The organism is Streptomyces sp. CRN 30 (genome assembly GCF_034105845.1).
Genome location: NZ_JAVRHI010000353.1, coordinates 28,941 through 49,717 on the forward strand (window position 1 = coordinate 28,941; position 20,777 = coordinate 49,717).

General features: G+C 72.2%; 12 protein-coding genes, 3 tRNA genes and 1 pseudogene. 8 read left to right on the top strand and 8 right to left on the bottom strand.

All coding sequences use genetic code 11. The annotated features are described in order from the left end of the window. Window positions 1–49: 49 nt before the first annotated feature. From UW392_RS37590 to UW392_RS37605, 4 genes and pseudogenes are all read left to right on the top strand, one after another. Window positions 50–3,280, top strand: a complete 3,231-nt coding sequence (locus tag UW392_RS37590; protein WP_320779719.1) for an amino acid adenylation domain-containing protein — start codon at window positions 50–52, stop codon at window positions 3,278–3,280. Then, on the top strand, window positions 3,273–6,134 hold the full coding sequence (locus UW392_RS37595) for a beta-ketoacyl synthase N-terminal-like domain-containing protein (protein WP_320779720.1): 2,862 nt from the start codon (window positions 3,273–3,275) through the stop codon (window positions 6,132–6,134). The genes UW392_RS37590 and UW392_RS37595 overlap by 8 nt, the downstream gene beginning before the upstream one ends. Before the next feature lie 44 nt (window positions 6,135–6,178). Further along, the gene (locus tag UW392_RS37600) at window positions 6,179–7,117 is read left to right on the top strand and encodes a tetrahydrofolate dehydrogenase/cyclohydrolase catalytic domain-containing protein (RefSeq protein WP_320779721.1); all 939 of its coding nucleotides are present in this window, start codon (window positions 6,179–6,181) and stop codon (window positions 7,115–7,117) included. 61 nt (window positions 7,118–7,178) lie between these two features. After that, a pseudogene (locus UW392_RS37605) lies at window positions 7,179–7,506 on the top strand (hypothetical protein); the annotation flags it as partial. A 239-nt stretch (window positions 7,507–7,745) separates the two neighbouring features. Here UW392_RS37605 and UW392_RS37610 read toward each other — a convergent pair. From UW392_RS37610 to UW392_RS37620, 3 genes are all read right to left on the bottom strand, one after another. Continuing rightward, window positions 7,746–7,819 (bottom strand) — tRNA-Ile (locus UW392_RS37610). Window positions 7,820–7,999: 180 nt separating this feature from the next. Then, window positions 8,000–8,072, bottom strand: a tRNA-Asn gene (locus tag UW392_RS37615). Window positions 8,073–8,077: 5 nt separating this feature from the next. Then, a tRNA-Asn gene (locus tag UW392_RS37620) sits at window positions 8,078–8,150 on the bottom strand. 175 nt (window positions 8,151–8,325) lie between these two features. On the opposite strand from UW392_RS37620, the gene UW392_RS37625 reads away from it, so the two are divergent. The 4 genes from UW392_RS37625 (at window position 8,326) to UW392_RS37640 (ending at window position 14,085) form a co-directional block, all read left to right on the top strand. Further along, window positions 8,326–8,631 carry a YtxH domain-containing protein gene (locus tag UW392_RS37625; protein WP_320779722.1) on the top strand — a complete coding sequence of 102 codons (306 nt, stop codon included), beginning with the start codon at window positions 8,326–8,328 and terminating at the stop codon, window positions 8,629–8,631. A gap of 196 nt (window positions 8,632–8,827) precedes the next feature. Then, a complete protein-coding gene (locus UW392_RS37630; RefSeq protein ID WP_320779723.1) occupies window positions 8,828–10,282 on the top strand; it encodes an FGGY family carbohydrate kinase in 1,455 nt (484 codons plus the stop codon). 135 nt (window positions 10,283–10,417) lie between these two features. Further along, window positions 10,418–12,151, top strand: coding sequence for an ABC transporter ATP-binding protein (locus UW392_RS37635; protein ID WP_320779724.1), 1,734 nt, complete (start codon window positions 10,418–10,420; stop codon window positions 12,149–12,151). Then, window positions 12,151–14,085, top strand: coding sequence for an ABC transporter ATP-binding protein (locus UW392_RS37640; RefSeq protein ID WP_320779725.1), 1,935 nt, complete (start codon window positions 12,151–12,153; stop codon window positions 14,083–14,085). Before UW392_RS37635 ends, UW392_RS37640 begins: the two co-directional genes overlap by 1 nt. Window positions 14,086–14,136: 51 nt before the next feature. Here the strand turns inward: UW392_RS37640 and UW392_RS37645 are convergent, their stop codons facing one another. From UW392_RS37645 to UW392_RS37665, 5 genes are all read right to left on the bottom strand, one after another. Beyond that, window positions 14,137–15,447, bottom strand: a complete 1,311-nt coding sequence (locus UW392_RS37645) for an RNA polymerase sigma factor (protein WP_320779726.1) — start codon at window positions 15,445–15,447, stop codon at window positions 14,137–14,139. Between the two features lie 156 nt (window positions 15,448–15,603). Further along, the gene (dnaG, locus tag UW392_RS37650; protein ID WP_320779727.1) at window positions 15,604–17,502 is read right to left on the bottom strand and encodes a DNA primase; all 1,899 of its coding nucleotides are present in this window, start codon (window positions 17,500–17,502) and stop codon (window positions 15,604–15,606) included. 46 nt (window positions 17,503–17,548) lie between these two features. Then, window positions 17,549–18,814, bottom strand: coding sequence for an NAD(P)/FAD-dependent oxidoreductase (locus tag UW392_RS37655; RefSeq protein WP_320779728.1), 1,266 nt, complete (start codon window positions 18,812–18,814; stop codon window positions 17,549–17,551). A gap of 183 nt (window positions 18,815–18,997) precedes the next feature. Then, complete coding sequence (locus UW392_RS37660) at window positions 18,998–20,365, bottom strand: deoxyguanosinetriphosphate triphosphohydrolase (protein WP_320779729.1); 1,368 nt, start codon at window positions 20,363–20,365, stop codon at window positions 18,998–19,000. Between the two features lie 51 nt (window positions 20,366–20,416). Beyond that, window positions 20,417–20,777, bottom strand: a 361-nt coding sequence (locus tag UW392_RS37665; RefSeq protein ID WP_320779730.1) for a CbiX/SirB N-terminal domain-containing protein, incomplete at its 5' end; no start/stop codon positions are given.

The window sequence follows — 20,777 nt, forward strand, 5'->3', positions numbered from 1 at the left end:
GGACGGTCGGTTTCGGCCGCCGCCTGACGACCACCGGGAGGGGACCGCAGTGGAGGAGATCAGCCTCAGTGCCGAGCAACGCAAGCTGGTGCTGTATCACCGGCTCTATCCGGGGGACACCGCGTTCACCCTGGCGCACGCGGAGCGCATCCGCGGGGAGTTCGACGCGGAGCGGTTACGGGACGCCCTCGAACACATCCTGTCCGAGAGTGTCGGACTGAACCTGGTCTTCCGGCAGAGGACCTCGGGCGAGGAGGCCGGCCAGCGGCATCCCGGGCGGTCCGTGGTCAGGATCCTGGACGCCCCTGCAGGCCTGGACGCCGAGGCGGAGGCGGCTGCCGTGGCGGCCGAGATCGGGCGCGCGGCGGAGCGGCCGCGGACGCCGGACGAGTGGCCGCAGTACGAGGTGGCTCTCTACCGCGGGCGCCACGCCGGATATCTGGGGGTGGTCTGCTCGCACCTGGTGAGCGACGCGATCACTATGTACAACATCGCGGAGATGGCCTCGCTCCTCTACCGGGGACAGCAGTTGGCCCCGGAGTATCTGGCCGGGCTGCGCCACCAGCCGATGAACGGCATGAGCCCGCACCGGACGGCGGCCGCCGTGAGCGCGTACCGGAAGCTGTTGCGCGGGGTGTCCCGGCTCTCGCACGAGGAGCTGACCGAGAAGCGACGGGCCGACGGGGCGCTGCCCGGAGTGGTCCGGCAGGTTCCGTTGCCGCCGGACCTCGACACGGCCCTGCGCGCGGGCGAGCCGACCGCGCAGTCGGGGGCGTACACCGTGTTCCTCGCGGCGCACGCCGTGGTCATGTCGGCTCTGACCGGTCGGCCGGACGTGGTGGTGGGCGTACCGCTGGCGACCCGGCGCAACTGGCAACAGATGTTCGCGCTGGGATACTTCATCAACACCCACCCGCTGGCACTGGACCTGGATACCGTCCCCACTTTCGCGGACCTGTGCGAAGTCATCGCAGTGCGGATCCGCACCATGCTGCGGCACAAGCTGCTCGACCTCACGGAGCACGCCCCGCAGGTGTTCGAGGGCCGCCGGACGCCGGCCCTCCAGATGGACAACGCCATCACCCACTACCGCAAGGCCTATCCGCTGGATCTCCCCGGCTGCACCACCGACACCCTTTTCGTGCCGCGGACCCTGGTGCGCTACCCGCTGGCAGTCAACGTCCGTGAAGGTGACCAGGGCTTCAGTCTCGGCGTCGAGTACGCCGACCGCCTGGCTCCGGCGGACCCGGCGGCGATGCTGATCAGCGTCCTGCGTACGGCGGTGGCCGATCCGCTGACGCCTCCGTCCCGGATACCGGTGCTGAGCCCGGAGGCCGATCGCGGCCTGGACGACCTGGTCAACGACTACCGGCCGCAGCACAAGCCCGACACCGTCGACGCCTGGTTCTCCGCCACCGCCCGTGTCCACGCCGGGCGTACGGCGGTCACCGACGGAGCGGGGACGTGGACCTACGCCGAGCTGGACGGTGTGGTCACCCGGGTCGCCGACGCGCTCGACGCGGGCGGCCACGGCGAGCACGTGGCCGTGGCCCTGCCGCGCGGCCGGGAACTCATCGCCGTACTCCTGGGGGTGTTGCGCTCCGGACGGACGTACGTACCGCTGGACCCGGACGCGCCCGCAGGGCGGCTGCGGCACATCCTGGGCCAGTTCGCGACCATCACCGTGGTCGCCGACAAACTGCTGCCGGGCGCGGAGGGCCGGCGGCGTCTCAGCGGCGGCGAGCTGCTCGCGGAACAGCGTGGCCGGCCGGAACAGGAGCGGGCCCGCCGGGACCCGTCCCGCGACGACGTGGCCTACATCATCTTCACCTCCGGGTCGACGGGCGCTCCCAAGGGCGTGGAGGTCACCCACCACAATGTGACGCGGCTCTTCGCTGCCTCCTCGGAGCAGTACGACTTCGACGAGAACGACGTCTGGTGCCTGTTCCACTCGTACGCCTTCGACTTCGCGGTCTGGGAGATGCTGGGCGCCTTGCTGCACGGCGGTCGGCTCGTCGTGCCGGACGAGGACACCATCCGTTCGCCCCTCGGCTTCGCCAGGCTGCTCGCGAACCAGGAGGTCACCGTCCTCAACCAGACTCCGTCGGCCTTCCGCAGGCTCACCGAGGTCCTCGACGCGGAGACGGCAGCCGGACTCCGGGTGCGCTGGGTGATCTTCGGCGGCGAGGCGCTGCACCCCGGCACCGTGGGGCCCTGGACGGCGCTGGTGGGGGGCCGGGCCCGGCTGGTGAACATGTACGGCATCACCGAGACCACCGTGCACACCACCTTCCACGAGATCGACCCGGCCACCGTGGACGGTGAGGACAGCGGCGTGATCGGGAAGCCCCTGGCGGATCTGCGGATCGCCGTCGTCGACCGCAACCTGAACCGCTGCCCCGTGGGGGTGCCCGGCGAGATGCTGGTGGCGGGCGACGGCGTGGCCCGCGGCTATTTCGGCTGTCCCGAGCTGACCGCCGAACGCTTCGTGACCGGCAGCCGCTACGGGGACCGGGTCTACCGGACGGGTGACCGCGGATACGTCAGGCCGGACGGCGAACTGGTCTACCTGGACCGGATCGACCGCCAGGTCCAGCTGCGCGGCTACCGCGTGGAGCCGGGCGAGGTGGAGACGGCGCTGCGCGGTGCGCCTGGCGTGAAGGACGTGCACGTCGCGGTCCACACGCCCGAGGGCAGCGAACCGCTGCTGGCCGCATGGCTCGTCGCGGAGGAGGAACCACCGGACGAGGTGGCCCTGCGCAAGCTGCTGCTGGACCGCCTCCCGGTGTACATGCTCCCCTCTCTGTACGTACCGGTCACGGAACTGCCGCTGACGGTGAACGGCAAGGTCGACGCGGCCGCGCTGCCCGCTCCGGCCACTTCCCGGGCCGGCGCGGCACCGGGCACCGGAGACGAACTGACGGAAGCCGTCGCCCGGATCTGGGCCGAGGTCATCGGGCGCGACTCGGTCGGCCCGGACGTCAGCTTCTTCGACGCGGGCGGGACCTCCATGCACGTGGTCCAGGTCCATCGCAGGCTGACTCAGGAGGTACACGGCGCGCGGCTCGACATGGTCGAGCTGTTCGAGTACCCGACGCCCCGGCTGCTCGCCGCCCGCCTGAGCCGGGCGGACGCGACGGACACCCTCGCCGGGACGCGCCCCGGCGGGCGGGTAGGCACCCGCAGGGCACCGGTGGGCGGCGACCGCAGGCGCGCCGTACGCGCCGCGGTCCGTGGGGGAGCACGCGGCACAGCAGGGGGAGAGACTACGGATGAGTGAGGGAAGCAGCGGCCAGGAGACGGCGGCGGCCGTGGTCGGCATGGCGGGCCGGTTCCCGGGTGCCGGGTCGGTCTCCGAGCTGTGGGAACGCCTGCTGCAGGGCAAACGCGCCGTACGGCGGTTCACCGCCGAGGAGCTGCGCGAGGCAGGTGTGCCGGACGACCTGGCGCGACACCCGTCCTACGTACCGATGGCCGCGGCCCTGGACGGCATCGAGCTGTTCGATGCGGACTTCTTCGGTGTTCCCTCGCGCGACGCGCAGCTGACGGACCCGCAGCAGCGGCTGTTCCTGGAGACGTGCTGGGCGGCCCTGGAGGACGCGGGCCACCCGCCGGGCCGGTTCGACGGCCGGATCGGGGTGTTCGGCTCCAGCAGCATCAGTACGTATCTGCTGGGTCTGGTCGCCGCGGGTGAGGAACTGCCGCCCGACGGCATCAGCTACCCGCTGCTGCTCGGGAACGACAAGGACTTCCTCTGCACCAGAGTGGCCCACCGGCTGGGGCTGACCGGCCCGGCGGTCACGGTTCAGACGGCCTGTTCGTCCTCGCTCGTCGCCGTGCATCTCGCCGTGCAGTCGCTGCTGGCGGGCGAGTGCGACATGGCGCTGGCGGGCGGGGTCAGCGTCAGCGTGCCGCAGCGGACCGGCTATCTGTACCGCGAGGGCGGCATCCTGTCGCCGGACGGCCGGTGCCGGGTCTTCGACGCGTCCGCCAACGGCACGGTACGCGGCAGCGGTTGTGGCGTGGTCGTGCTGCGTCGGTTCGACGACGCGGTCACCGACCGCGACCGGGTGAGCGCGGTGATCCGCGGCAGTGCGGTGAACAACGACGGGGCCGACAAGGTCGGGTTCACCGCGCCCGGTACCGCGGGCCAGGTGGAGGTGATCCGCGAGGCCGTTGCGGTCTCCGGCCTGCCGGCCAGCGCCATCGGCTACGTCGAGGCGCACGGGACCGGCACGGCGCTGGGCGACCCCATCGAGGTACGCGCCCTGGCCACCGCGCACGCCGCCGACGGGGATCCGCCGAAGGTGTGCCACCTGGGGAGCGTCAAGGCCAACCTCGGGCACCTGGACGCCGCCGCCGGAGTCACGGGCCTGATCAAGACGGTCCTGGTCCTGCGGGAGCAGGTCATCCCCGGCCAGCCGGACTTCACCGCCCCGGGGCCCGGGATCGAGGCGCATCTGGACCACTACCGCATTCCGGCGGAGCCCGTACGGCCCGACTCCCCCGTCCGGGCGGCGGCCGTCAGCTCCTTCGGGCTGGGCGGCACCAACGCCCATGTGGTGCTGGCCGCGCCACCGCGGATCGAGGTACGCCCCGCGCCGACGGGCACTCATCTGGCGCTCCTGTCCGCCCGGGACGCGGAGGCTCTGGCGATGCTGGCGGCGGGACTGCGCGACTGGCTGGCGGACGGCCCCGACATCCGGCTGGACGACGTCGCTCACACCCTGTTCGAAGGCCGCACCGGCTTCGCCGCCCGCACCGCCCTGCGGGCCGGGTCGGTGTCCGAACTCGTCGGCCTGCTGGGGACCGTGGCCTCCGGCGGCACGGTGCCGGACGACCCGGCAGCGGCCGCCTGGCTGGCCGGGGGGCAGCTGGGCCCGGAGGCGGTCGGCGACCGCACGCACGCCCGCCGGGTGGCGCTGCCGGGCCACCCGATGCGCCGGCGGCGGCACTGGATCGACGTACGGCCCGCACACGGGCCGGCCTCGGTGCCCCGGTCACCCGCGCCCGCATCGCAGTTGGCGGAACAGGTCCGGGAGGTGCTCACCCGGATGCTGGACGCGCCCGAGCTGGGGCCGGACGACGACTTCTACGACCGGGGCCTCGACTCGATGCGCGCGGTGGAGACGGTCACGCTGCTGCGGGACACCACCGGACTGCCGATGAGTTTCGAGGAGTTCGACGGGCTGCGCACGCTGTCGGCCGTGGTCGAGCGCCTGACCGCTCTGGCCGGGGCGGCCGTCCCTGACAGCCCGCCGTCCGCAGGCGCGGACCCGCTGCCTTCCACCCTGCCGCGGGCGGCGGACGGGCATCGCCATCTGCTCTCCAGGATCAGGGAAGGCTCCGCGCCCGGGCACGTGTTCATGGTGCCTCCGGCGGGCGGCACCATCGCCGCCTACATCGACCTCAGCCGTCACATGGGCGACGCGCGGACGCTGTGGGCGCTGACGCACCCGGCGGGGAAGCCCGGACAGCACCGGTCCGTCCGGGACCTCGCCCGGCTGTACACCTCCCTGATCCGCGAGGTGCAGCCCCAGGGCCCCTACCTCCTGTCGGGATACTCCTTCGGCGGCAGCGTGGCCTTCGAGATGGCGGCCGAGCTGGAGCGGGACGGGCAACCGGTGGAACGGGTCGTGATGCTGGACTCGCACCCGCCGGAGGCCTACATCGGCGGCACGGTGGACGGCTCCGCCTTCCTCGCGGCCTTCCCCACCCTCGTCGGGCAGATCCTGCCCGGAACGACGTCCGGGAACGACGCCGGCGCCCCCGCGGCGCGGTCCGTCGAGGAGGTCATCGAGCGGATCGGCGACCACACGTGGTCGGAGGCGATGAAGGCCGAACTGGCGGGGTTCTTCCACACCTGGCAGGACAACCACGAAGCGCTCAAGCGGTGGTTCCCCGACCGGCGGCTGACCTCGGACATCGTGGTCCTGGCCGCCGAGCAGGAGGAGAACCGGGACATCATGCGCACCCTCGGCATCCGCGGCACCGAGCGCGGTCTGTGGACCCGTCACTGCTCGGGCCGGGTCGACGTGCTCCAGGTACCCGGCGACCACTACTCGATGATCCGATCCCCGGAGAACATCCGGCACCTGGGTGCCGTCTTCGACCGCGCCCTTCGACCTGAGTGACCCCTGTCCCCGGCCAAGGCCGGGGAGACACGAGAGGAATCACGTTGCCAGCCCGTATCGCCACCGGCCAGACGCTCAAGCGCACGCTGATCGAACAGGCCGCGCGCAGCGCCGAGGAAGCCGGTATCACCCCGACCGTGGCGCTCGTGCGAGTTTCTCACGACGACCCGATGCTCCCGGTCAACTTCCGCCTGCACCAGGAGCTCTTCGGTGAGGCCGGGTTCCGGGTGCGCCCGTACGAGCTCGCCGAGGACACCGACTGGGAGACGCTGCGGACCCTGATAGAGCAGCTGAACGCGGACGACGACGTGGACGTGATCCTCGTCCTCATCCCGCTGCCCGAGCATCTGGACATCAGGTCGGTGCTGGCCGCCATCGCCCCGGCGAAGGAGGCCGAAGGGCTGCATCTGGACCACGTCATGCGGCTCAACCCGCTGAGCGCCCTGCCCGCCACCCGTATCCCGGTGGTGCCGACCGCGGTGGTCCACTTGCTCGACGCGATCGGCTACGACCCGGACGGCCACGAGGTCGTCGTCCTGACCGACCCGGATCTGACCGAGACCAACCCGGTGGCGAAGATGGTGGCGCGGATCGCGGCGTTCGCCGCGCTGCCCCCGAACGCCTCGGGCTGTGTGGTGCCAGTGACCCATCCGAGGGCCCGGGAGCTGGCCCGTTCGGCCGACCTGCTGGTGGTTTCGCTTCAGCGGCCCGCGGCGGTGACGGCAGAGTGGATCAAGCCGGGAGCCGTGGTCATCGACTTCAACCCGATCTTCACGGGCTTCCGGCCGAGCCGGAAGCACCCCGGCCGGGAGGTGCCCCACCTGGTCGGCGGAGTCGAGGTGGACTCGGCCAGCACCGTCGCAGGGGTCATCGTGCCCGCCCCGGGCGGTGTGGGGCCGGTCATGCTCGGCGCTCTGGCTCAGCAGATCGTCACCACGGCCGTCAGCCGCAGAGCCGAGCATGTGGCACCGTCGGCCGCGTGACCCGGGCGGGTCCGGCCTCCGCGTCGTCGTCGGCGGCGGTCCGCTCGGGCTCGCCCATTACCTGAGGACACACGACGTCGCCCTGGTCGACGACACCGGCACGCTTGTGGCCGCACGGCACATCACCGACGACGTGGCCTGCTGGTCGCCGTCCTACGGACCGGCAAGCGCAAGGTGCACTCGATCCACCCGATGGCTGCCGCCCGCTATCGCGATCGGCAGGGTGTCGCGCCGCCACGTGGACCAATGGCTTGTGTCGTCCCGAGGCTCGTGAGCTCTTGAAGGCCGCACCGGCCCCCGCCCGGGCCGCGCGGCTGACCCGCGCTCAGTTCCAGGCAGCCCTGGAGCGCGCCGGCCGCAAGCGCGGCAGTTCGACGAGCACACCGCGTTCCCCGTCGGTCGAACTCGACACTGCGGCTTGACGAGTTGGCATCGTCAGGTGCCTTCCTCGGGCCGCCCCCTGAGAGCGATCGAACCCGGAGGCCGAGCTGCGGCCGCGGGCCACACGCGGAGGGCGCCAGTGTCGATGCGGTGAAGGCAAGAGGTTCGCGAGGCATCCGCCGCACGCGAGACACCCTCGGAAATAACGTTTCCCCAGGTCAGATCGATTGTGCCTGGGGACGCTCGGTGGGGCGGGTGGGACTCGAACCCACGGCCGACGGATTATGAGTCCGCTGCTCTAACCGGCTGAGCTACCGCCCCGATACGGCGCGCCGCGTACATGTGTGCGCGCCGTCTGCCGCAGCATAGCCGCTCATACGATCTCCTGCCTCGGATGGTCGGCCACACCTGCCCGTCAGGACCTCACCAGGGGCTCCGTGGTTCCCCCGGGCCGAGAACAGGACATGAAAAAGGACCCCTGAGGGGTCCTCGTTCGGGCTGCTCCCCCGACTGGACTCGAACCAGTAACCTGCCGGTTAACAGCCGGCTGCTCTGCCAATTGAGCTACGGAGGATCGAGCTCCCCCGACTGGACTCGAACCAGTAACCTGCCGGTTAACAGCCGGCTGCTCTGCCAATTGAGCTACGGAGGAATGCCTCGGTGCATTGAACGTACCGACCTGGGTATTCGCCAGGGGGCGCGCGCTCGCTGCGACACATACATTAGCGCAAGCAGGGGGGTGCTCCGCCAATCGGTACTCCTGTGCGGGCGCCGAAGCTGTACGCAGGACCGATCAGAACCGACGCAGACCAAGGAAGGTGGCCGCCATGCTCAACCGGCTCACGTTCGTCGCCGGACTGGCCCTGGGCTACGTGCTGGGCACGCGGGCCGGGCGCGAGCGCTACGAGCAGCTCAAGAAGTCCGCACGCCAGGTCGCGCAGAACCCGGCGGTGCGCAACACCGCCGAGTCGGCCGCCCAGCAGGGCCGCGTGTTCGCGGGCAAGGCGTACCACGTGGTGAGCGAGAAGGTGGGCGATCGCATGCCCGACTCGGTCGCCGGGCGGGTGCGGACGCTGCGGGAGCGCAACGCCCAGGGCAGCGGCGGGGACGACTGGGGGACCAGCACCACCTGAGGACTCCGAGCGCCCCGGGGACCGGGGCGGCAGGGATTCGGCCGGGTGCGCGCGACGGCGCGCCCGGTCACCCGGGGCACCGGTGCGGCACCGAGCCGCCCGGTGCCCCTGCCGTCCCCGGGAGCTCCTGCGCCCCTGGGGGCCGCTTCCGCACCGGGCGCACGGCCCCTTCTCCCCGTACGGCAGAATTTCCGCCATGGGGATAGTCGCCGGGTTGGACAGTTCGCCCGATTTCACGCGCATCGTCGTCTGTGACGCGGACACCGGTGCCGTCATCAGGCAGGGGTACGCCGCGCATCCGCTGGAGCCGGCGGGCGGTGGCCGTCCCTCCGACGTCGATCCACAGGCCTGGCTGCTGTCCCTGGGCGAGGCGGCCGGCGGCGGGCTGCTCGAGGGCGTGCAGGCGATCGGGGTGTCGGCGCAGCAGAACGGTCTGGTGCCGCTCGACACGCAGGGCAACACCGTGCGGCCCGCGGTCGTCGGCGGTGACAAGCGGGCGCAGGTGGCCGCCGCCGACCTGGTCGACGGGCTCGGCGGGCGGCACGCCTGGGCGGAGGCCGTGGGCTGTGTGCCGCAGGCGGCGCAGCCGGTGACCAAGCTGCGCTGGATGGCGCGGAGCGAGCCGGAGAACGCGGCACGCACGGCGGCGCTGCTGCAGGCCCACGACTGGCTCGTGTGGCAGCTGCTGGGGCGGCCGGTCAGGAGAACCACCGACCGGGGCGGCGCCTCGGGCACCGGGTACTGGTCGGCGGCGACCGGCTCGTACCGCACCGACCTCGTCGAGCTGGCCCTCGGGCACCAGGCGATGCTGCCCGAGGTGCTCGGCCCCTCCGAGGCGGCGGGGACGACCCCCGAGGGGCTGCTGATCTCCGCCGGGACCGGCGAGACCATGGCCGCCGCCTTCGGGCTGGGCATCGGGCTGGGCGACGCGGTGGTGTCGCTGGGTGCCTCCGGGTCCGTGATGGCCGTGCACCCCGAGGCGCTCGTCGACTCCAGCGGAATGATCACCTCACTGGCCGACGCGACGGGCATGCACCTGCCCGTGGTGACCACCCTCAACGCCGTACGGACCCTGCGCGGCACCGCCGAACTGCTCGGGGTGCCCGATCTGGAGAGCCTGTCCGACCTGGCGATGAAGTCGACACCGGGCTCCCACGGACTGGTGCTGCTGCCGTACCTGGAGGGCGAGCGCACGCCCCACCTGCCGCACACCGCGGGCACGCTCACCGGGCTGCGGCGGGAGTCGATGCGGCCGGAGCACCTGGCGCGGGCCGCCTTCGAGGGCATGCTGTGCGGGCTCGCGGACGCGCTGGACGTGCTGCGCGGCCGCGGGGTCGACGTCCGGCGGATCTTCCTGCTGGGGGCGGTCGCGGAGCTGCCGGCCGTGCAGGCGGCGGCGCCCGCGCTGTTCGGGGCGCAGGTGGTGGTGCCACAGCCCGGCGACTACGCGGCGATCGGCGCGGCCCGGCAGGCGGCCTGGGCGCTCGGCGCCTCGCAGGGCACGCTCGATCCGCGCACCCCGCCGCCCTGGCAGGGCGCGCCCGCGCAGGTGCTGGACCCGAACGAGGAACTGGCCGTGGGGCAGGCGGTGCGCCAGCAGTACGTGTCGGTGCGGGAACAGACGCATCCGGGGGCGTTCCAGCAGTACTAGTACGGGGGCGGTCCGACGGATCTCGGCGGCCGGTTCTTGGGCCCTCTCGGGTTAATCGGTTGAGGTAACACCGGTGGAGTGTTCGACGATGGGGGGTGGTGCATCCCGCCCCTCCTCGACGACGAGAGATCCCGCGTGCTCATAAGACTGCTGCGGACCCACCTGGGTCCGTACAAGAAACCCTTGGCACTGCTGGTGCTGCTGCAGTTCGTGCAGACGTGCGCCACCCTCTACCTGCCCCAGCTCAACGCCGACATCATCGACGAGGGGGTGGTGGCCGGGGACACCGGCCGCATCCTGTCGTACGGCGCCGTGATGATCGGTGTCTCCCTCGCCCAGGTCGTGTGCAACATCGGTGCCGTGTACTACGGGGCCCGTACGGCGTCCGCGGTCGGCCGGGACATCCGGGCGGCCGTGTTCGACCGGGTGCAGTCGTTCTCCGCGCGTGAGCTCGGTCACTTCGGGGCACCCTCGCTGATCACGCGGACCACGAACGACGTCCAGCAGGTGCAGATGCTCGCGCTGATGACGTTCACGCTGGTGGTGTCGGCGCCGATCATGTGCGTGGGCGGCATCGTGATGGCGCTCGGGCTGGACGTGCCGCTGTCCGGGGTGCTGCTGGGCGTCGTCCCGGTGCTCGCCGTCTCGGTGAGCCTCATCATCCGGCGGCTGCGGCCCCTCTTCCGCACCATGCAGGACCGGCTCGACACCGTGAACCGGGTGCTGCGCGAGCAGATCACCGGCAACCGGGTCATCCGGGCCTTCGTCCGGGACACCTACGAGAAGCAGCGCTTCGGGAAGGCGAACGCCGAGCTCACGGAGGTGTCGCTGGGCACCGGGCGGCTGCTGGCGCTGATGTTCCCGATCGTCATGACGGTGGTGAACCTGTCGTCGATCACGGTCGTGTGGTTCGGTGCCCACCGGATCGACAGCGGCGGGATGCAGATCGGCGCGCTGACCGCGTTCCTCGCCTATCTGATGCAGATCGTCATGTCCGTGATGATGGCCACCTTCATGTTCATGATGATGCCGCGCGCGGAGGTGTGCGCCGAGCGCATCCAGGCCGTGCTGCGCACCGACTCGAGCGTCGTCCCGCCCGCCGCGCCGGTACGCGAGCTGCGCCGGCACGGGACGCTGGAGCTGCGCGACGCCGGGTTCCGCTATCCGGGGGCCGAGGAGCCGGTGCTCAGGGGCATCGGTCTGGTGGCCCGGCCGGGCGAGACGACCGCGGTCATCGGGTCCACGGGCAGCGGCAAGTCCACCCTGCTGGGCCTCGTCCCCCGGCTGTTCGACGCCACCGAGGGCGAGGTGCTGGTGGACGGGGTGGACGTGCGCACGATCGATCCCGCGTTGCTGGCCCGTACGGTGGGGCTGGTGCCGCAGAAGCCGTACCTGTTCGCGGGCACCGTCGCCACCAACCTGCGGTACGGCAATCCGGACGCCACCGACGAGGAGCTGTGGCACGCGCTGGAGGTGGCGCAGGCCGCGGACTTCGTCCGGGGCCTGGAGAACGGGCTGGACTCCCCCGTCTCCCAGGGCGGCACCAACGTCTCGGGCGGTCAGCGCCAGCGCCTGGCGATCGCCCGCACCCTGGTCCAGCGCCCGGAGATCTACCTCTTCGACGACTCCTTCTCCGCGCTCGACTACGCCACCGACGCGGCCCTGCGCTCCGCGCTCTCCCACGAGACCGCCGAGGCGACCGTGGTGATCGTCGCGCAACGCGTGGCGACCATCCGGGACGCCGACCGGATCGTGGTCCTCGACGAGGGCCGCGTCGTCGGCACGGGCCGGCACGAGGAACTGATGGCCGGCAACGACACCTACCGGGAGATCGTGCTCTCCCAGCTCACGGAAGCGGAGGCTGCCTGATGGCGGGGCCGGCGGGACGGATGATGGCCGGGGGCGGCCCCGATCAGCGGTCCATGGACTTCAAGGGGTCGGGCAAGCGGCTGCTCGCGCAGTTCCGGCCCGAACGGACCACCATGCTGGTCCTGCTCGCCTGCGCCGTGCTCAGCGTGGGGCTCTCGGTGCTGGGGCCGTGGATCCTCGGCAGGGCGACGGACCTCGTGTTCGCGGGCGTCGTCGGGCGGGAGATGCCCGCGGGGGCCACCAAGGACGAGGTCCTCGCCTCCATGCGGGAGCGCGGGGAGGGCGGCGTCGCCGACATGCTGGGCGGCACGGACTTCACCCCGGGCCAGGGCATCGACTTCGGCGCCGTGGGGAACGTCCTGCTGCTCGCGCTGTGCGTGTTCGCGGGGGCGGGGCTGCTGATGGCGGTGTCGACCCGGCTCTCCAACCGGGCCATCAACCGCACGGTGGGCCGGCTCCGCGGGGACCTGCAGGCGAAGCTGTCCCGGCTGCCGCTGTCCTACTTCGACCAGCGGCAGCGCGGTGAGGTGCTCAGCCGCGCGACCAACGACATCGACAACATCGGGCAGACCCTGCAGCAGTCCCTGGGCCAGCTGATCAACTCGCTCCTCACCATCGTGGGCGTGCTGGTGATGATGTTCTGGGTGTCACCCGTGCTGGCCCTGGTCGCGCTGGTCACGGTACCGCTGTCGTTCCTGGTCGCCACCCGGATCGGCAAGCGCTCGCAGCCGCACTTCGTGGCGCAGTGGCGGACGACGGGCGCGCTCAACGCGCACATCGAGGAGATGTACACCGGGCACACGCTGGTGAAGGTGTTCGGGCGGCAGCGGGAGTCGGCGCAGCAGTTCGCCGAGGAGAACGAGCGGCTGTACGAGGCCGGGTTCAAGGCCCAGTTCAACAGCGGGATGATGCAGCCGCTGATGTTCTTCGTCTCCAACCTGAACTACGTGCTGGTGGCGGTGGTGGGCGGGCTGCGGGTGGCCTCGGGCGCGCTGTCGATCGGCGACGTACAGGCCTTCATCCAGTACTCGCGGCAGTTCTCGATGCCGCTGACGCAGGTCGCGTCGATGGCCAACCTCGTGCAGTCCGGCATCGCGTCGGCGGAGCGGGTGTTCGAGCTGCTGGACGCGGAGGAGCAGGAGGCAGACCCGCTGCCGGGCACCGGCGCGCTCCCCGCGGAGCTGCGCGGGCGGGTGGCGCTGGAGAAGGTCTCCTTCCGCTACGACCCGGAGAAGCCGCTGATCGAGGACCTGTCGCTGACGGTGGAGCCCGGGCGTACGGTGGCGATCGTCGGACCGACGGGTGCGGGGAAGACGACGCTGGTGAACCTGCTGATGCGGTTCTACGAGGTGACGGGCGGCCGCATCACGCTGGACGGCGTGGACGTGGCGGAGATGTCGCGGGACGAACTGCGGGCCGGGATCGGGATGGTGCTCCAGGACACCTGGCTGTTCGGGGGCACGATCGCGGACAACATCGCGTACGGCGCCGCGCGGGAGGTGTCGCGGGAGGAGATCGAGGAGGCGGCGCGGGCGGCGCACGCGGACCGGTTCGTGCGGACGCTGCCCGACGGGTACGACACGGTGATCGACGACGAGGGGACGGGGGTGAGCGCGGGCGAGAAGCAGCTGATCACCATTGCGCGGGCGTTCCTCTCGGACCCGGTGATCCTCGTCCTCGACGAGGCGACGAGCTCGGTGGACACCCGGACGGAGGTGCTGATCCAGAAGGCGATGGCGAAGCTCGCCCACGGGCGGACGTCGTTCGTGATCGCGCACCGGCTGTCGACGATCCGGGACGCGGACACGATCCTGGTGATGGAGAACGGGGCGATCGTGGAGCAGGGGGCGCACGAGGAGCTGCTGGCTGCCGGGGGCGCGTACGCGCGGTTGTACGAGGCGCAGTTCGCGCAGGCGGTGACGGAGGTGGACTGAGGGCTGCGCCCCGGACCCCGCTCGAGGAGCGGGGTCCGGGCCGGAGCCCCCTCAGTCCAGGTACCCCCGCAACTGGTCCGCGAAGGCGTGGTCCCGCAGCTTGTTCAGGGTCTTGGACTCGATCTGGCGGATGCGCTCACGCGTCACGCCGAAGATCCGGCCTATCTCCTCCAGCGTGCGCGGACGGCCGTCCACCAGCCCGTACCGCAGCTGCACCACCTTGCGCTCGCGTTCCCCCAGCGTCGACAGGACCGCTTCCAGGTGCTCCCGCAGCAGCAGGAACGCGGCCGACTCCACGGGACTCGTCGCGTCGCCGTCCTCGATCAGGTCGCCGAGCGCGACGTCGTCCTCCTCGCCCACCGGCGCGTGCAGCGACACCGGCTCCTGGGCGAGGCGCAGCACCTCGCTGACGCGCTCGGGCAGGAGGTCCAGGTGGGCGGCCACCTCCTCCGGAGTGGGCTCGTAGCCCCGTTCCTGCAGCATGCGGCGCTGGACGCGGACCACGCGGTTGATCAGCTCCACCACGTGCACGGGCACCCGTATCGTCCGGGCCTGGTCGGCGAGGGCCCGGGACATGGCCTGGCGGATCCACCAGGTCGCGTACGTGGAGAACTTGTAGCCGCGCGCGTAGTCGAACTTCTCCACCGCGCGGATCAGGCCGAGGTTGCCCTCCTGGACCAGGTCCAGCATCGTCAGGCCCCGGCCCACGTACCGCTTGGCGACCGACACGACCAGCCGCAGGTTCGCCTCGATCAGGCGCCGCTTGGCCATGCGGCCCATGACGACCAGTTTGTCGAGGTCCAGGGCGAGCTGGCTGTCCAGGTCGGGAGTGCTGCCCAGCTTGTCCTCCGCGAACAGTCCGGCCTCCACGCGCCGGGCCAGTTCGACCTCCTCGGCGGCCGTCAGGAGGGGGATGCGGCCGATCTCGCGGAGGTACTGGCGGAACAGGTCGGAGGAGGGGCCGCTCGTCTCGGTGCGCGTGCGCGGCAGGTCCGCCGGTTCGACCGGTTCGGGTGCGTCGGCCGGATCGGCCGCGTCCGCCGGGAGTTCGTCGGACTCCGGTGGCGAGTCCTGCGGTTCCGCCTCGGGGTGGTGCGTGACACGGCTCTGCGAGGGCACCGCCGGGATGACGGCGGTCTCCGCGTCGGGCTCCGTACCGTCCGCGGCGGTGTCGGTCTGGGAGAGGGTCTGGGTCTGCACGGGGGCGACCTCCAGGAATGTCGCTGCCAGAGCGTGCGGCAGCGGTACGTCGGGGACGGCGTCGCCGGCCTCGCCGACGGCCCTCCCGTAGTCAGTGAGCGGAACCGCGGGGGTCACGGACCCGTCGGGGACGGGTCGGCCGCGCTCCGAGGACTCAGGCACCGGAACCCAGTGTGGAGTACGACACATCGCCGCCACGAGGGGCGTGCGGTGACTTTTTGAGTCCGGTCCGTGACCGACCGGTTACCCTGACGTTCGGGTGCGCAGCCCTGGCGGGGGCCAAACATGGTGAAGGGCGTACGGAACCGTACGGGGACGTCAGAGCGCTTCCGCGCCGCGTTCCCGGAGCGCCTGGTCGTACTGCTGGAGGACCCAGAGTTCGTTCTGCACGGCGGCGAACTGGGCCGGGTCGGCGTGCTGGCCGAGCCGGGTCAGGGCGCTCTGGACGTCCCGGACCCGGCGTTCGACGGCGCGGCGGCGGACGGTGACGAGCTGCTCGCCCGCATACACCTCGTCGACCGTGCGGCGCATGATCGGCTCCACGGCGAGCTCGGTGACCATCGCGCGGATCGTGTCGTCCGGAGCGGCCTCACGTGCCTGGACGAGGTAGTCCTGCGGTGAGTGGACGCCGTACTCCGCGCCGCCCGCGTCCGCGATCACCTGGCGCACGGCGGCGTACGGGGCGGCGGTGAACTCGTCCACCTCGAAGGCGTCGAACGCCGGGGAGACCAGCTCGGGCCGCTGCAGCGCCAGTTTGAGCAGTTCGCGCTCCGTCTTCGCGGCCGGGTTGCGCAGGGTCAGCGGCGGGCCCGCGAAGGGACGGCCCGGTGCCGCGGCCGTCTCCGGTGCGCGGGCCCGGCTCGGCATCGGCCCGGTGTCCTTGCCCGCGCCGCGCCGCGCCAGGTAGCCGACGCGGTCCACCACGAACTCCGGGTCGAGGATGCCGACCAGCCCCGCGAGTTCGACGGCCATCTCGCGCCGCGCGGTGCGCTCCTTGATGCGGGCGGCCACGGGGGCCGCTTCGTCCAGGGCCGCCGCCCGGCCGCCGGGGGTGTTCAGGTCGTAGCGCCGCACGATCTGCTGGAGCGCGAACTTGAACAGCGGCACGCGCGGCTCGGCCAGGTCCGCGACCGCCGCGTCGCCCTTGGCCAGGCGCAGGTCGCAGGGGTCCATGCCGTCGGGGGCGATCGCGATGTAGGTCTCGGCGGCGAACTTCTGGTCGTCCTCGAAGGCGCGCAGGGCCGCTTTCTGGCCGGCCGCGTCGCCGTCGAAGGTGAAGATGACGCGTGCGCTGCCGTTGTCCATCAGCAGGCGGCGGAGGATCTTGATGTGCTCACCGCCGAAGGACGTGCCGCAGGTGGCGATGGCGGTGGTGACGCCGGCCAGGTGGCAGGCCATGACGTCGGTGTAGCCCTCGACGACGACCGCCCGGCTGGCCTTGGCGATGTCCTTCTTGGCGAGGTCGATGCCGTACAGGACCTGGGACTTCCTGTAGATCGCCGTCTCGGGGGTGTTCAGGTACTTGGGGCCGTTGTCCGCCTCGTACAGCTTGCGGGCGCCGAAGCCGACGACGTCGCCGCCGATGTCGCGGATGGGCCACATCAGGCGGCCGCGGAAGCGGTCGATGGGGCCGCGGCGGCCCTCCTGGGAGAGGCCGGAGAGGACCAGTTCCTTGTCGCTGAAGCCCTTGCCGCGCAGGAAGCGGGTGAGGTGGTCCCATCCCTGCGGGCTGTAGCCGACGCCGAAGTGCTGGGCGGCCCCCTGGTCGAAGCCGCGCTCGGCGAGGAAGGCGCGGCCGGTCTCCGCCTCGGGGCCGGTGGCCAGCTGCTCGGCGTACCACTGGGCGGCCAGCTGGTGGGCCTCGACCAGGCGGATGCGCTCGCCGCGCTGGTGGGCGGGGTTGTAGCCGCCCTCCTCGTAGCGCAGGGTGATGCCGGCCTGGGCGGCGAGGCGCTCGACGGCCTCCGAGAAGGTGAGGTGGTCGACCTTCATCACGAACGTGATGGTGTCGCCACCCTCCTGGCAGCCGAAGCAGTGGAAGAGGCCCTTGCCGGGGCTGACCTGGAAGGACGGCGACTTCTCGTCGTGGAAGGGGCAGAGGCCCTTGAGGTTGCCGCCGCCCGCGTTGCGCAGCTGGAGGTACTCGGAGACCACGGCGTCGATCGGGACCGCGTCCCGTACCGCCTTCACGTCCTCGTCGTTGATCCGTCCTGCCACGCGTGAATTCTACGGGGGCCCGCGGACATCCCCGCCGCCTCCACCGCTAGACGAGCAGACTCTCCAGGGGGACGCGCGGGTCCGCCAGCCGCTCCGCGTCCACCTGGTTCCCGGCACGGATCAGGGACTGGACGGTCTCTGTGACGTCCCACACGTTCACGTTCATCCCGGCCAGCACGCGGCCCTCGCTCACCCAGAACGCGATGAACTCGCGCTTGGCGGCGTCCCCGCGGATGACGACCTCGTCGTACGAGCCGGGCGGCGCCCAGCCGCTGTACTCCATGCCCAGGTCGTACTGGTCGGAGAAGAAGTAGGGCACGCGGTCGTGGACGACGTCCTTGCCGAGCATCGCGTGGGCCGCGGCCGGGCCGCCGTTCAGGGCGTTGGCCCAGTGCTCCACGCGCAGCCGCCGGTCGGCCGGCCCGTGCGGGACGGAGGCGACGTCCCCGGCCGCGAAGATGTGGGGGTCGGAGGTGCGCAGCGTCTCGTCCACCGCGATGCCGCCGCCCAGTTCGCGGTCGGCCAGCGCGAGGCCCGCCGCCTCGGCGAGGGCGACCCGGGGGGCCGCGCCGATCGCGGCGAGCACGTCGTGCGCGAGGTGTTCCTCGCCGTCGTCCGTGCGGGCGGCGAGCACCACGCCGTCCTGGCCGACGATCTCGGTGAGCCGGGCGCCGAAGTGGAAGCGGACGCCGCGCTCGCGGTGCAGCTCGGCGAAGAGGGTGCCGAGCTCGGGGCCGAGCACCCCGTACAGCGGGGTGGGGTCCTGCTCGACGACGGTGACCTCGGCGCCGTACTCGCGGGCCGCCGCCGCGACCTCCAGGCCGATCCAGCCGGCGCCCGCGATGACGATGTGGCCGTTGTCCCGGCCGAGCGAGGCGAGCACGCCCTTCAGGCGTTCGGCGTGGGCGAGCCGGCGCAGGTGGTGGACGCCCGCGAGGTGGGTGCCCGGGACGTCCAGGCGGCGCGGCTCCGCGCCGGTGGCGAGCAGCAGCTTGTCGTAGTGGACGAGGGTGCCGTCGTCGCCGAAGCGGACGGTCCTCGCCGTGCGGTCGATCGCGTCGACGGTCTGGCCGAGGTGCAGTTCGACGTCGTGGCGCGCGTACCAGGACGGCTCGTGCACGAAGACCTTGTCGCGCTCCTGCTTGCCGAGCAGGAAGCCCTTGGAGAGCGGCGGGCGCTCGTACGGGTGGTCACGTTCGTCGCAGATCAGTATCACGCGCCCGGTGAAGCCCTCCGCGCGGAGCGTCTCGGCCGCCTTGGCGCCGGCCAGTCCTCCTCCGACGATGACGAATGTCTGATCCGCGTCGACCACTTGATGCCTCCTGCGGGCGTGTGGGGGATGTCACATGCGAGCGTCCCGCACGGAGCGTGATGCGGGAAGGGGTTGTGGCCCGATCAGGCCACGCAGGGTGACCTTCACCCTGCGTCCGAGTCACTCCCGTCACAGAGAACCACACGCGTCACACGCGGAGTCACGCGGGGCGCTTGCGCGGAGTCACGCGGGTTGCGTGAGCCGCGCGTGCAGCGAGCGCGCCGACACGTCGGTGAGCGAGGCGATCTGATCGACGATCACCCGCTTGCGGGCACGGTCGTCGGGCGCCGCGTCGAACAGCGCGCGGAACTGCGGCTCGAGCCCGGCGGGCGCGCGGGCGGTGAGCGCCTCGGCCAGTTCGGCCACGACGATCCGCTGGTCGGCGCGGAGCCGCTCCTGCTCGGCGCGCTGCATCACGTACAGGTCGGCCACGGCCTTGAGCACGGCGCACTCCAGCCGGGCCGCGCGCGGCACGACGAGTTCGGCGGCGTACCGGGTCAGGCGCCCGCTCCCCCACGCGGCGCGCGTGGCGCCCTCGGCGGCCAGGCAGAAGCGGCCGATGAGCTGGCTGGTGGCGTCCTTCAGCCGGGCCTGGGCGACGGCCGTGCCGTCGTAGCCGTGCGGCCACCACTCCTGGTCCAGGAGGCGGTCCAGGGCCTCGGCGAGCTCGGCGGGGTCGGTGCCGGCGGGCGCGTACCGGGCGGCCGCCACCGCGAAGACCGCCTGCCGCTCGGGCTCGGCGTGCAGACAGGCCGGCTCGATGTGGCCGGCGTGCAGGCCGTCCTCGATGTCGTGCACCGAGTACGCCACGTCGTCCGACCAGTCCATGACCTGCGCCTCGAAGCAGGTGCGGTGGCCCGGGGCGCCCTTGCGGATCCAGTCGAAGACCGGCCGGTCGTCCTCGTACACCCCGAACTTCGGCGAGGCCGGGTCGGCGGGGTGGGCGCCGCGCGGCCAGGGGTACTTGGTGGCGGCGTCGAGGGCGGCGCGGGAGAGGTTGAGGCCGACGCTGACGAGGTCCCCGGAGGCGGGGTCGGTGCTGAAACGCTTCGGCTCGATGCGGGTGAGCAGGCGCAGGGACTGGGCGTTGCCCTCGAAGCCGCCGCAGTCCTCGGCGAACTCGTTGAGCGCCTGTTCGCCGTTGTGCCCGAAGGGCGGGTGCCCGAGGTCGTGGGAGAGGCAGGCCGCCTCGACGAGGTCCGGGTCGCAGCCGAGGGCGGCCCCCAGCTCGCGGCCCACCTGCGCGCACTCCAGGGAGTGGGTGAGGCGGGTGCGGGGGCTGGCGTCCCAGGCCGGGGTCCTGGTGCCGGGTGTGACGACCTGGGTCTTGCCGGCCAGCCGGCGCAGCGCCGCGGAGTGCAGGACGCGGGCGCGGTCGCGCTGGAAGGCGGTGCGGCCGGGGCGTTTGTCGGGCTCCGCGGCCCAGCGCTCGACGGCTGCCTCGTCGTAGCCGCCGGGGGCGACGGTGAGCTCGTGCGAACCGTTCGCGTGCGGGGGTTCCGCCGCGTGTCCGGGTGCGGTGCCGTGGGCCTTCGGTGCGGTGCCTGCCATGCCCCGACAGTAGACGCAGCGGCCGGTGAACGGGACGGCCGATCCGGCCGGTCAGACGGAAGTCAGCACCGGTGCCGGGACCGTGGCGGTGCTCGCGCGGGCCCGGTCGTAGCGGTGGAGGACGAGGCGGGCCAGGGCCGGGTGGGCGCCGAGCGGGTCGGCGGCGATGCCGGGGGCCGCCTCGGCGCACTCGGTGGCGAACCGCCCGGGTGCCGTGAAGTACGAGGCGACGGCGGTCCGGTGGCGGCCCCGGGCGGCGAGGGCGCGCACGGCCCCGTCGACGGTGGGCGCGGCGGCGGAGGCGTACGCGGGGACGACCGGGACCCCGAGACGGTCGGCCAGGAGCGCGGCGGTGCGGCCGGTGTCGGCGGCCGCGTCGGGGTCGCGTGATCCGGCGGCGGCGAGGACGACG